This is a genomic window from Embleya sp. NPDC020630 (genome assembly GCF_044334985.1).
Lineage (GTDB): Bacteria > Actinomycetota > Actinomycetes > Streptomycetales > Streptomycetaceae > Embleya.
In genome coordinates, this window is sequence record NZ_JBIRUB010000017.1 from 136,809 (window position 1) to 149,082 (window position 12,274).

Consider the following 12,274-nt stretch of genomic DNA (forward strand, 5'->3'; position numbering starts at 1 on the left):
CCCGGGCCCGAGCGCGCCGCCCCATTGTGTTCGTCCGGCCGATGCCCAGCGGGCGCCAACCGCCGAAGGACACCATCCGAGGCAGGGCTGCGGCGACGTCCGCGCCCGCTTTCGCCGGGGAGGACACCGACACGGTCCCGTCCCCGGAACCTCGACCGAGAGGAAACATCGATGATCTCCGGTACCGACCGCGGCGTGAGCGTGGCCTCGGGCGATTGGGTATATCTCCGGGACACCATCCGGGTGAACGACGCGCTGCTGGCCGAGTTACAGGCGGAAAAACCCGCCCCCGGCACCCGGGTGGTGCTGATCGCCCGGGAGATCGTCCACGACGCGGGATTCGTGTTCCCACTCACCGGCTTCCCGGTGCTGCTGGTGGCCGAGACCTATCGGGGCAACGGCGGAACCGTCGCCACCACCGGGCCGGCCGGCGTGAACGGTAAGGCGGGCGCCGCCGGCGGTATCGGCGGCAGCGGCCCCGACAACACCAACGGCCGGCCGGGCGAACCGGGCGGCAACGGCATGCCCGGCGGTACGGCCACCCCGATCACGCTGTTCGCCGCGACGCTGACCGACCTGACCCTGAACGCGCGCGGCGGCGTCGGCGGCAACGGCGGTCGAGGCGGTACGGGCAAGGACGGCGTCAAGCCACCCAGGGGCGGTGACGGGCGCGATCCCGGCTCCGGCGGACGCGGGGGCAACGGCGGCAACGCGGCGGTCGGCGGCTCCGGCGCGCAGATCCGGGTCGAGTCGGTCACGCGCTCCGGAGTGCGCGCCGACGGCAGCGGCGGCGATCCCGGCATCGCCGGTCAGGGCGGCAGCGGCGGATCGGGGGGCGGCGGCTGGAACGGGCCCGGCGAGTCCGGCCCGGACGGCGTCGACGGCCTGCCCGGCCAGGCGGCGGGCCCGAGCGTGCAGCCGGACCAGCGCGACCACACCGCCGACGCGTGGTGGACCGCGGTGCGCGCCGAGCTGGGCGACGCCTACACCCAGGCGTGGGCCGAATACCGCACGCTGGTCGGCGAGTTCCTGTTCCGCACCTACGCGCCGGCACTGCCGCAGCGGGCCGAGGCCCGCATCGCCGCCGGACACGAGTTCGGCCGGGCCCTGGTGCTGAAGCCGGAACTCGCCCGCGCGGCCGAGCTGTCCCGTCATCTCGCGCACAACCTCACCCCCATCGGCGTGCCCTACGACCTCGACCTGATGCCGGACTTCCCCGCTCAGGAGAAGTTCGTCGACATCTACGGCCCACTGGTACAGGCCTCCCTGATCGCCGCGCGCGACCTGCTGCTGACCGCCATCGGCAAAGCCGACAAGATCCAACTGGTCGCGACGCAGGTGGCCCATCTCGACGACCTCCGACCCGTACTGGAGGTGGAGCGGAACGCCGCCAAGACGGGCCTGGACCACGCCAAGGGGCGCGCCGACGTCATCGACATGCAGATGCGCGAGGTGAATGCCCAACTCGACGCCGTACGCGCGAAGATGGTGTCGGAGCGGCTGGAGTTCCCGCCGGGCAACGACCTGGGCCCGGTGATCGGTGCAGCCATCGCGATCGCGTCCCTCGCGAGTGCCGTGTACACGGGAGGGCTCTCGCTGGTGGCCCTGCTCGCCGCCGGGGACATGCTCGCCAAGAACGCCGCGGTCCTGGAGGGGTTCGACACGAACACCGGGAAGTACGGTGACGGCAGCTACCTGGTCAACTGGTTCGACTGGAAAGGCACGATTCCCAAACTGCGTTCCGACGTGAAGATCGACACCGGCAAGTTGGAGAAACTGGGCGACCAGACCACGAAGTTCATCCACGCGGCGGGCACGGTCGCCGACCTGCTCAACGCCAAGGTGGACGGAAAGCTCCAGAACGCCGAGAAGGACCTGTTGGTCCGGCAGATGGAGTTGCTCCGGGAGCGCGCGCTCCAAGTCCTGGAAGTGAGTCAGAAGCAACTCACGGTGGTCGCCGCCGAGCGAAAGATCGCCGCCAACGCGAACGACATCGCGCGGCTGACCCACCTGGAGGGTGACTGGGAGGGCGACGTTGCGCAGTTGGTGGACATTGCCCGCCGACTGATCGACCAGAACCGGCACTACATGGATCTGCTGATCGAGTACTGCTTCTATGCCCACCGGGCGCTGGACCTGTGGACGCTGAGCAATCTCACCCCCACGTACACCTTCGACATGGGATATCTCCACCCGGACGACATCGAGAACGCCTATCGTCCGCTGCCCCGGGGCGACGACAGCCGCGTCCAGGGCCTGCTCCGGCAGTACCAGACCTCGTGGCAGCGGCTGCCGCAACTCGCCGATCTGCGCCGGCTCCACGATCGGTACCCGGTGGACCAGGATCTTCACTACTTCGACCTGAACACCCCCGAACTGCTGGACGCGCTGCGCACCAAGGGCACCGCCACCTTCACCCTCCCGCTCGACGCCTTCCCGAATCGTTTCGCGATGAAGGTGGCGTACGTACACGTCGGTCTGCTCGGCGCCCGCGCCGAGACGCCCCGGATGACCGTGGTGATCGAGCACGGAGGTCTGTCCACCAACCGCGCCGAGGACGGAACGACCGTGGACGCCCAGGCGGGTCCGCTCTCGAGCACCGTCCAGGCGACGTTCGACAAGCACGACCCCGGCACGCCGTCGGTCCGGCAGGCGTACTGGGGGCGCAGTCCGGCCGCGACCTGGCGGATCACCATCGAGAAGTCCGCGGCCGAGCAGGCCAAGTTGGATCTCGGCGGCCTCAACGACGTGTTCCTCACGCTCTGGTACTGGCATCGCGGCGCGACGCCCTCGGGGCCGCCCGCCGCGCGGATGGCGCTGACCGCCGACTTCGACGGTGACGGCCGGAGGGACGAGGTGATCTGGGATCCGGCCGACGGCAGTTGGCGGGTGACCCCCGCGTCGGGCGGTGGTACTCGGACCGTGATCCTGGGCGGGGTCGGCGACCTTCCGGTGCCCGCCGACTACGACGGCGACGGCCGCGACGAGCTTGCGGTGTTTCGCCCGGCCACCGGCAAGGTGTTCGCCCGTGCCCTGGCGGGCGGTCCGCCGGCGGCGTATCACTGGGCCTCCGCCGACCGCGTCCTGACGGCCGACGAACGGCGCGGCGCGGAGCGACTCGTGGGCGCCCTGGAGGTTCGGGCCAGGGAGTTGTACGGAGCGGTTCGCCCGGCGGAATCGGTCGAGCCGCAGTCGGCCGTGTGTACTCTGCTGCGCCGGCTGGCCACCCTGGATGCAGGCTATCGCCCCCGGATCGGCGAGGCGTTGGTCACCCTGACGACCATCCTGACGGGAGCCGACCGCTGGGACGAGGCGGTCGCCACCGGCGAGGAAGCCGTCGCCCTGTACCGGACGCTCGCCGCGGAACATCCCGGCAACGACGAGTTCGTCTACCGGATCTCCTGGGCGTCGATCGACGTCGCCACCCACCTGTGGGCCAAGGCGGAACTGCGCCCGACGGCGACGGATCTCGCGGTCCGGGCGATCGACAACATGCGGACCCTCGCCGGGCGGAGCCCGGGTTACCGGCTCCAGTTCGCGAAGTGGGCCGCCCTCACCACGACCCCGCTCCTTGCCGCCGCGGGCCGCTGGGACGAGGCCGTGGCACTCGGTGACGAGGCGATCGCGCTTTATCGGAAGCTCGCCGGCGAGAATGCCGTCGACGACGAACTCGCCTACGGCGTCTCGGCCGCGTGCCTCGACGTCGCCACCCACCTGTCGGCCAACCCGGAGTTGCGCGCCAAAGCCGCCGACCTGGCCGTGCAAGGCACCGACAACATGCGGACCCTCGCCGGGCGGAGCCCGGGTTACCGGCTCCAGTTCGCGAAGTGGGCCGCCCTCACTACGACCCCGCTCCTTGCCGCCGCGGGCCGCTGGGACGAGGCCGTGGCACTCGGTGACGAGGCGATCGCGCTTTATCGGAAGCTCGCCGGCGAGAACGCCGTCGACGACGAACTCGCCTACGGCGTCTCGGCCGCATGCCTCGACGTCGCCACCCACCTGTGGGCAAATCCCGGGCTGCACACCAAGTCCGCCGACCTCGCCGTACAGGCCGTCGACAACCTGCGCGCACTGGCCCGGCGGAGCCCCGGCTATCGGCCGCAACTGGCGCACGTGGCCGCTACCCCCACCACCGCGTTCCTCGCCGCGGTCGGCCGCTGGGACGAGGCGGAGGCGGTGAGCGACGAAGCCATCGGCACCTACCAGGTACTCGTCGACGAGTCCCCCGACGACGACGAACTCGGCTACCGGTTCGCCGCGGACTCATTCGAGATCGCCGCCCGGCTGTCGGGCAAACCGGAACTGCTGCCCCGGGCAGCCGCCTTGGCCTCGGTCACCGTCGCGGGCCTACGTCCCATCGCGGTCCGAAACCCGGCCTATCGACCGCAGTTGGCCGACTGGATCATGTCACCCACCGTCGAGCTCGCGATCGGCACAGGTGACAGGACCGCCGCGATCGCGCAGGTGCGCGAGGCCATCGACCTCTACGTGGCGCTCAACGCCACCGACCCGACCACGTATGGCCCGAAGCTGGCCCGAGCACGGCAACGACTCGCCGAACTCGAAGCCTGACCCGCTCGGCACCACACAGGAGGCCGCCCCCAACTCCGGGGCGGCCTCCTTTCCACGCGGGGCCGGGTCACACAACCGGCCCCATCGTCACCCCGAAACGACAACCTCAATGATCGGTGTCCGTCCGTCCGGCGGCCTTTTCCGCGATGCGGCGTTCGGCGTCGGCCCAGTTGATGGGGAGGTCGCCGACCTCGACGTTCCAGAAGACGAAGGTCGACGTCTTCATTGTCGGGCGCATCGCGGTCACGATGCCGCGGTGCGGATCGGTGCCGTTGAAGGTCATGAGCGACTGGCGGTCGTCCCACGCGGAGAGCGTCAGGAAGGTGCGCTTGAAGGGACGGGCGATCAGGGAGGCGCCCAGGCAGCCGGGGGCTCTTTTGACCTGGCGCCAGGCGGCGAGCGATTTGGTGAAGAAGCGCGGTACGTCCTTGAGGCTGCGCACCTCGAAACGCGACGCCATGACCAGGGCGGACGTGGTGTCTCCGGGCGCGTTGGGAACGGTCCACGGCAGGGTGGGCACGAAGGCCTCCAAGATCGCGAAGTAGGCAGGAGCCGGAGGATACGCGCACGACGGCAGCGGTCGCGACCGATCCGCGCCTTCGGGCCTGCGGGAACGGACCGCCGCCCACCAGCGCCGATGGCGACCCGGACCGGACGTCCGCGAGGGCGGACGCGTTCGGGATGTCGATGACCGACTTCCGCTTCCGACTCTGTCGTGTAACCAGTTATATTGGTTACATGGACTCCTCCGCGGCCAAGGGGCTGACGCTGCACTCCCATACCGGCGTCGCCTACCGGTTCGACCCCGGCGCGCTGTGCCTGGAACTGCTGCCCACCGGCGGCCCCGGCCTCTATCGGAGATACGAGGTCCTGCACGAACCCGCCGACCTCGCCGCCTGGGCGGAGCGGTCGCGGCTGATGCCGACGCCCGCGTTGGAGATCTCCCAAGCCGAGGTGGCCGACATGCGAAGGCTGCGTGACGCACTGCTGCGCGTGGTTGTCGCCCACACGCGCGGCAAGCCGCACCCGCCCGCCGACTTGGAAGTCGTCAACGAGGCGGCGGCCCGTCCGGCCCTGGCACCCGCCATCGCGCCGACCGGGCAGCGGCGATGGGCCGGAACCCCCAACGGCACGCAACTGGCGGCCACCGTCGCCCGGGACGCGGTCGAGTTGCTGACCGGCCCCTTCGCGCACCGCATCCGCACCTGCGCCGCCGAGGACTGCCACCTCGTCTACGTCGACACCTCACGCCCGGGCCGCCGCCGCTGGTGCTCCATGGAGCACTGCGGCAACCGTCACAAGGTCAGGGCGCTGCGCGCCCGCCACTCCGAGGAAGGATGACCACCATGCCCACAGGACTCACCAAGGACGTCGGTTGGCAGATCGGCGTGTCCCGGACGCTGCCCCACCCGGTGCCCGTTGTTTGGGACTTCGTCAGCGACCCCGAAGGGCTCGCCCTGTGGCTCGGCCCCGGCGCGGTGCTCACCCCGGAGCGCGGTGCTTCGTACCGGACGGCCGCAGGCGCGGTGGGCGAGGTGCGGGGCTACCGCCCGGGCGACCGCATCCGTGTCACCTACGGCACCACCACGGTCCAGATCGCCCTCGCCCCCGCCGCAGACGGGGCCCGGACGATGCTCCGCTTCCATCAAGAGCACCTGGCGAGCGCCGAAGATCGCGAACAGCAGCGGACACACTGGCAGCTCACCATGGACCGGATCGCCGCCGCCCTCGACCGGCGATGACGTTTCATGCGCGCCAGCCACGCCGGCATCGGACCGACGATACGTCAGACCCGCAGCGAAGCCGTGAGCGCGGCCCACGAGGCCGCGCCGAATATGAGGTGGCCTATGCGCAGGTTCTTGCTGTCGCGGACGGGCACGACGGCCGGGACGTCTTCGGCGACCTCGACACAGTTGCCACCGGTCCCGTTGCTGAACGACGACCTACGCCATACCTCGGCCTGCACCTCGGTGCTCCCCACCTCCACGCAGTCTCCTCCCTCTGAATTGCTGTGACTGGACTTTCGCCAGGCGTAGGGCTCGAGCTGAACTCGGGAAGCGCGCACGGTCTAGGCCCTCCATGGCTTCTCGGATCATGTTCATGGACATTCCGACCGGTAGGGCTCGCGCCTGCTGCAGATCGTAAGTGATGGCGCACTGTCCGACCTCGGTTGGATCCTCGATCATACGTCCGACATCCGCCCCCTCGGTGTAGGCGACCTTGCGCTTGTCCGGCATCGTGAGGAGCGTCAACGAGCCCCCCATGCCCGGGTGTTCACCCTCACCGAAGGGGAGAATCTGTACGTTGATTCGGTCGTGGTGCTCGGTTGCCAGTAGGCGCGCGAGCTGCTGACGCATGCTGTCTGGCCCGCCGACCGGTCTCCGAATGACAGCTTCGTCAAGAACCACCCAGAGATGTGGCGCGTCCGGACCGGTGAGCCTTTCCTGTCGACCCAATCGACCGCGAACCCGTTCTTCGAGCTGAGCTTCGTCTCGCAGTGCCCGACCCAAGCGCAGCACTGCCCGGGCGTAGTCCTCCGTCTGTAGTAGGCCAGGCACGAACTGGACGAGATACTTGCGGATCTCGACGGCTGTGCTCTCGAAATCCATGAAGGGCTGGGACCACGCCGGAAAGATCCGACTGGTGACGTGCTTCCACAGCCTCGTCAGGAGATCATCGCTATTGAGGGCGGCGTCCAAAGCTATTGCGTTCGCCAGCGTCGGAGGGTGCCCGGTGCCTCGCTCGATCTGGTTCAGCCGTGTGGCACTCAAACCGTAGGTGGCGCGCGCGAGTTCGGCTTGCCGGTATCCGGCGGCTTCTCGAAGCGTCGCGACCATGCGTCCGAACACCTCTACGACTGGCGCCTCGTCCTGGGCCTCGTCGCTCATCGATCCCCCCTTTTTGGCAGGTCACGTAAACCCCAATGGCTATTGCAGCCTAGGCGTCGGATCGATGCTTGTGCACAGAGTGGCCGAATCAGTACTGGCGGCAACCGAAAGGACAGGCATGCCCACCGTAGATAACTATCCCGAGAGCCCACACGACTGGACCAAAGACCACGTGGCCCACTTCTGGAAGGCCAACGGCAAGCGCGTCGTCCGATGCGAACTCTCCGGCCGTATCGGGACGTTCGCCGCCGTGATCAACCTCCAGGCGTTCGTGCGGCTGGCCGGCGGCACCGAGTTCCGGACGCACTGCGGGCACCTGCGGGTGTTGGAAGACGATTCGCCAAAACCGCTGGGGTGGGCCGTGACGTATCGCGAGGGTGACTGGGTCGAGCCGACCGACGACGCCATCCGCGAGGTACGCCGGCCCGGCCAGATCCTCATGGCGCAACCCCTCCCGGACGGCGGCCAAAAGCTCACCGTGCAACCGCGCGGCGGCCAAGTCGCCTGGGTCATGCCCTCGGACGACGTAAGCCGAATCCCGCCACCGCCCAGGCCGCCCGGCCGCATCGGCGTCGGCGACAAGGCGAAACACACGAGCGACTGCCTGCGCCGGGCCCACCCGCCCGGAACGATCGAGCACATCGACCCGAACACCGGCGAAGCCCGCGTACAACCCTTCGACCCGGCCCAACCCACCTGGACGGCCTCGCTCACCCTCCTCGTACCGGACGACGGCGTCTGGTTCCCAAGCGACGGCGCCCCACCCGCCAAATCCCGCCCATTCCCCATCCCACCCGGCACCCCCGCCCCCGCGCCTACGGCTGCTACCGACTCTGAACCGTTCCTCCGAAATCCAAGCCGATCCGAATCCGGCGGGTGTCGAGTGCCGGCCGGACTCGAGGTCGCGTGTCAACCACTCGTCCTCGGAGCTCAGGACGCGTGTTCTGTCGTCGTCTGCCGTCAGGAATTCGACTCGTGTGTTCGTTGGAGGACGGCCTCCAGGTCTTCGAGGCCGGCCAAGTGCGCGGTGAGTTGGCCGCGTTCGGCTTCGGTGAGGGGGACGGCGCGTGCGCGGGCCAGGGCATCGGCCGCGGTGGCGGTGTCGTCGGCGCGGATGGCGAGTTCGGCGCGGTAGGCCAGCGCTTCGACCAGTTCGGTGGCTGGTGCGCAGTCCTGCTCCCGGGCCAGCGTGGCGTCCAGGATCTTCGCCGCCTGCTGATTGTCGCCCTTGGAGTCGCCGAGTACGACGGCGCTCTCCAGCGCCCTGGCCAGCTTGCCGACCGCGGGCGCACCGGTGCTGTCGCTACCGGGGGAAGGGAAGATCCGGATCCAGTTGCCGCCGGGGTCGATGACGGTGAACCCGGATTGGTTGTCGGCGTTCTTGCGCTTTCGCGGCCGGGTCATCCGCGGGATCCCGGAGACCAGGAGCTTGCCGTGGACCTTGCGCATGCCCGCGGCGAACGCCTCGAAGAGTTCCTGGGTGTCGTCCACGATGACCACGCAGGACCCGTAGGAGTCCTCGGCCTTGAAGTCCGGCATGCCGAAGAATTGCAGCTGGAGGTCTTCGCGTTGCAGACCCACGCACGGGTTCGGGCGGGTCTGGTAGTAGGTCCGGGTGAAGCCCAGCATGGTGTAGAACTCGACGATCTCGTCGATGGACCGGCATGGAAGCAGCGGCACGGTTATCTCGTTTGCCATGAATTCCTCCGTTTCGCAGGGGAAGTATCGCCGGTGCCCGCCGGCTTCTACCGGTCCGGCCGCACGGGGCTGAGGGTGGCGGTGGAGGGCTCGCCGTCCATCGTGAACGCACCCTCTTCCAGGCGGTGGATCAGCCGCTGGGTCCGCTCGGCGCCGGCGTCGGCGGTGGCCAGCCACAGGGAGATGACCTCGCCCACCGGTCCCCAGGCGTCCAGGTCCGCGTCCGCGGGCAGGTGTGCGGTGATGCTCGTGCGCCACTGGCGCATCGCGTCGGCCCGCTCGCGCAGTGCCTGTAGGGCCTGCTCCCGGGGCAGGTCCTCGATCAGGCCGACGGCGGCGCCCAGAACGTCCAGGCTCGGCTCGCGGTCGGCCAAGGCCCGGCGCAGGAGGGCGAAGTATTCCTGTTCGCCCTTGTCCGTCAGTTCGTACTCGATCCTCGGCGGGCCGCCGGCGTCCGAGGGGCCGGTTTCGTACGCCGCGAGCAGGCCCTGGCCGGCCATGCTCTTGAGTGCGTGGTACACCGAACCCGACGTGGCGGTGGACCACTCGTGCGCGCCCCAGGACTCCAGGTCCGCGCGGATCTGATAACCGTGCGTGCGTCCGCGTCTGCGCAGCGCGCCCAATACCAGCAGTCGCACCGGCTTCACCGGCTTCACCGAGCGAGCCCCCTTCCGTCACGGTAGCCAAATTTGGCTACCGTTTTGGTGAGCGTACCCGCCGTTCCCTCCCTAGCCAAATTTGGTCACGTCGGGTCGAGGCGTTTGCGGAACATGTGGCCGGTTCGCGAAACCGTCTACTGGATGTTCAAGGCGATGGGATGTCCCGGGTCGTCGGGGCAGACGAATATCCGGAGTTCGCCGAAGCGGCCGACGTTGAGGGACGGATCGCCGCCGCTGTCCATCGTCAGGAACAGTCGCATGCGGCGTCCGCAGTCCGTTTCGGAACAGGTGATCCGTTGGAGGTCGGTGAGGTGCCACGACGGCCACCCGCCGACTTTCCATCCGCCCAGGCAGGCGAAGTCGTCGTGGTAGTCCCGGTCTTGCTCTTCGCACCAGGTCTCGACGACGTCCCGCAGGTTCTCCGGGAGGTGGTCGTGCTCGGGGAAGTCCTGTGCCTCGACGGGGCTCAACGTGCACGGCCTCGGGATGTATCCGTCCGCTGCCCGACGCGGCTGCGGCGGCGTGGCCGGTGTGAGCCCGTCCTCGGTGCTGCGGCGCCATCGCAGTTCGAGGCGCGGGCCGCCGTACGGGTATCCGCCGGCCACGTCCTCGCGGTCGTGGTCGTTCGGACACCACAACACCTGGAGGAGGTCCGCGTCGCGTCCCTCGAACACGCGAGGGGCGTCGCACGCGCGCAACTGCAGCACGGGCACCATCGCCACGGGATCGGTGCACGGGTCCGGTCGCGTCGAGATCCGTTCCCACGTGAGCATGTCCAGGGAGCTCGCACCGTTCATGATCCGCTTCTGTGCTGCCGCCTCCTCGTGCGTGAGGACGTTGTGCTGGCCGGTGCCGTTGCGGGCGCGGACCTTGCGGGCCTCGTCCATCTCCTGCCACTCCCGGCGCTCCGCCGCGCTGAGCGGGTCGCGGTGGTAGACCCAGTGGCCGACGGAGCACTGCGGCCACGGTTCGCCGGCGGGCCACAACAACGGCCTGCCCACACCGCTGTCACCCGCCTCGGGCACACCGCTCGCCGGATTCAGCAACACCGCGACCCGGGCGAGGTCCCCCAACCACGGGAACTCCGCAACCAGCGCCTCGTCTTCGGGATGTATGTGCACGCCGACCACGCTACCGACCCGAACCATCACCCCGAGCCCGCCCCGCGGCTGTCCCCACGAACCGAGATGTTGGATCCTCTGCGCCTGGCTCCCGAACTGCCGCCCGCATGGCGGGAGATCATCGGTGACTGCCTGGCCCCGAGCCACGACGCGCGCGCCCCGCACGACGCGCGTTCCCTGCTCCGGCGCATCGAGCAGCTGCAACTTCCCACTGGTGTAGCCGAGTCGCGGGGCCGCAAGCGTCTCCTGCTCTCCGCCGCCCTCGTCACGGCGGTCTGCACGGCGGCGGCGGGTACGGCATTTCTCCTGGGCCCGGACGACACGAACTCCCCGACGGCGAAGAACTCGAACACCCCGTCCGCGCCGGCGGGCACGCCTTCGGCCACCCCGGTCTCTCCCGTCGCCTACGGACGCTGCATCCCGCGCAGCGTCTGCTTCTTCACCGAGTCCGACGGCGGGGGCCGGATGTGTGCCTGGGTGGGAGACGAAGCCGACTGGCTCGCGGGGAAGAACGTCTGTAGTTGGGCGGGCACCACGGCGCCACGATCGGTCTTCAACAACGGAAAGGGCGCCGCGGCGGGCGAGACCTTGTTCAACGGCACCTATTTCGCGGACAAACACCTGCAGAAGGAAATCGGCTGCGTCCCCCCCCGGTACCCGCCGCAACCTCGACGGGAGCGTGTTTCCGCGTTCGCACGTGTGGACGGATTCCTGCGCGTAGCGAGTGGGCAACGCGAAACGCTCGGCCGGGATGGGGAATCCCGGCCGAGCGTTTCACTCAACTTCCGGCCACAGCCGGTCGTTCCGGCCGCCAGGGCCGGGGTCACGCCGCCGACGAGGGCACCGGTTGCCAGTGCCAGGACCGTGATGGTTCGGTTGAGTTTCATGACGATGACGATGCCGGCGGCCCGACGCCCGCGGAGCCTCACACGTGTGAGGCGGCATCGGTGGGTCAGGTGCTGATGGTGGTCACGGGTTCGAGGCCGTACGTGCGGGCGTAGCCGTTCTCGGTGCCGACGAGGAGGTCGACGATCTCGAAGTAGCGGTCCCAGAACGGGGTTTCGCGCAGGGCGTCGATCAGGAGCTGGTAGGCATTGTGGTCGTCGGCCTCCCATACCCAGACGTCGGTGACGCGTACGGAGTAGAACTCCGTGTCGTAGAAGCGTGATCGCACGCCGGTGGTCTTGGCCTCGATGGCCGGCAGGACCTGGGTGGTGAAGGCGTGCACACGCTCCTCGACGGTCAGGGCGAGCCACTCGGGTGTGGTCTTGACCAGCATGAACGCGGTGACCGGGGGTTCGGTCTGGTCGGTGGACATCGGGATGCCTCCAAGGTG

General features: G+C 69.2%; 11 protein-coding genes. 4 read left to right on the forward strand and 7 right to left on the reverse strand.

All coding sequences use genetic code 11. The annotated features are described in order from the left end of the window. Positions 1–171 precede the first annotated feature (171 nt). Entirely contained in the window at positions 172–4,572 is a 4,401-nt protein-coding gene (locus tag ACH4XV_RS37725; RefSeq protein ID WP_395797253.1) for a tetratricopeptide repeat protein, read from the forward strand. A 106-nt stretch (positions 4,573–4,678) separates the two neighbouring features. Here the strand turns inward: ACH4XV_RS37725 and ACH4XV_RS37730 are convergent, their stop codons facing one another. Next, on the reverse strand, positions 4,679–5,092 hold the full coding sequence (locus ACH4XV_RS37730) for a DUF3291 domain-containing protein (RefSeq protein ID WP_395797255.1): 414 nt from the start codon (positions 5,090–5,092) through the stop codon (positions 4,679–4,681). A 218-nt stretch (positions 5,093–5,310) separates the two neighbouring features. Between ACH4XV_RS37730 and ACH4XV_RS37735 the strand changes: the two genes are divergently transcribed. Continuing rightward, positions 5,311–5,913 (forward strand): CGNR zinc finger domain-containing protein, encoded by a 603-nt coding sequence (locus tag ACH4XV_RS37735; RefSeq protein ID WP_395797256.1) that lies wholly within the window; start codon positions 5,311–5,313, stop codon positions 5,911–5,913. 5 nt (positions 5,914–5,918) lie between these two features. Beyond that, the gene (locus ACH4XV_RS37740) at positions 5,919–6,314 is read left to right on the forward strand and encodes an SRPBCC domain-containing protein (RefSeq protein ID WP_395797258.1); all 396 of its coding nucleotides are present in this window, start codon (positions 5,919–5,921) and stop codon (positions 6,312–6,314) included. Positions 6,315–6,358: 44 nt separating this feature from the next. On the opposite strand, the gene ACH4XV_RS37745 is transcribed toward ACH4XV_RS37740, so the two are convergent. The 5 genes from ACH4XV_RS37745 to ACH4XV_RS37765 form a co-directional block, all read right to left on the reverse strand. Continuing rightward, positions 6,359–6,553, reverse strand: a complete 195-nt coding sequence (locus tag ACH4XV_RS37745) for a DUF397 domain-containing protein (protein WP_395797260.1) — start codon at positions 6,551–6,553, stop codon at positions 6,359–6,361. Next, a complete protein-coding gene (locus ACH4XV_RS37750; protein ID WP_395797262.1) occupies positions 6,516–7,460 on the reverse strand; it encodes a Scr1 family TA system antitoxin-like transcriptional regulator in 945 nt (314 codons plus the stop codon). The genes ACH4XV_RS37745 and ACH4XV_RS37750 overlap by 38 nt, the downstream gene beginning before the upstream one ends. Before the next feature lie 960 nt (positions 7,461–8,420). Then, a complete protein-coding gene (locus ACH4XV_RS37755) occupies positions 8,421–9,158 on the reverse strand; it encodes a VOC family protein (RefSeq protein ID WP_395797264.1) in 738 nt (245 codons plus the stop codon). A 47-nt stretch (positions 9,159–9,205) separates the two neighbouring features. Next, entirely contained in the window at positions 9,206–9,814 is a 609-nt protein-coding gene (locus ACH4XV_RS37760; protein ID WP_395797266.1) for a PadR family transcriptional regulator, read from the reverse strand. A gap of 137 nt (positions 9,815–9,951) precedes the next feature. Beyond that, positions 9,952–10,938, reverse strand: a complete 987-nt coding sequence (locus ACH4XV_RS37765) for a hypothetical protein (RefSeq protein ID WP_395797268.1) — start codon at positions 10,936–10,938, stop codon at positions 9,952–9,954. Between the two features lie 66 nt (positions 10,939–11,004). Here ACH4XV_RS37765 and ACH4XV_RS37770 point away from each other — a divergent pair, with 66 nt between their 5' ends. Then, positions 11,005–11,901: a peptidase inhibitor family I36 protein gene (locus tag ACH4XV_RS37770; protein WP_395797270.1), complete on the forward strand. Its 897-nt coding sequence runs from the start codon at positions 11,005–11,007 to the stop codon at positions 11,899–11,901. On the opposite strand, the gene ACH4XV_RS37775 is transcribed toward ACH4XV_RS37770, so the two are convergent. Further along, on the reverse strand, positions 11,891–12,256 hold the full coding sequence (locus ACH4XV_RS37775; protein ID WP_395797272.1) for a darcynin family protein: 366 nt from the start codon (positions 12,254–12,256) through the stop codon (positions 11,891–11,893). The two genes, ACH4XV_RS37770 and ACH4XV_RS37775, sit on opposite strands and share 11 nt — an antisense overlap. Between the last annotated feature and the right edge of the window lie 18 nt (positions 12,257–12,274).

Excerpts from the sequence above, each read along its gene's own strand:
- ACH4XV_RS37725 (WP_395797253.1), top strand. The coding sequence starts at position 172 with ATGATCTCCGGTACCGACCGCGGCGTGAGCGTGGCCTCGGGCGATTGG.
- ACH4XV_RS37735 (WP_395797256.1), top strand. The coding sequence starts at position 5,311 with ATGGACTCCTCCGCGGCCAAGGGGCTGACGCTGCACTCCCATACCGGC.
- ACH4XV_RS37740 (WP_395797258.1), top strand. The coding sequence starts at position 5,919 with ATGCCCACAGGACTCACCAAGGACGTCGGTTGGCAGATCGGCGTGTCC.
- ACH4XV_RS37750 (WP_395797262.1), bottom strand. The coding sequence starts at position 7,460 with ATGAGCGACGAGGCCCAGGACGAGGCGCCAGTCGTAGAGGTGTTCGGA.
- ACH4XV_RS37755 (WP_395797264.1), bottom strand. The coding sequence starts at position 9,158 with ATGGCAAACGAGATAACCGTGCCGCTGCTTCCATGCCGGTCCATCGAC.
- ACH4XV_RS37770 (WP_395797270.1), top strand. The coding sequence starts at position 11,005 with ATGTTGGATCCTCTGCGCCTGGCTCCCGAACTGCCGCCCGCATGGCGG.
- ACH4XV_RS37775 (WP_395797272.1), bottom strand. The coding sequence starts at position 12,256 with ATGTCCACCGACCAGACCGAACCCCCGGTCACCGCGTTCATGCTGGTC.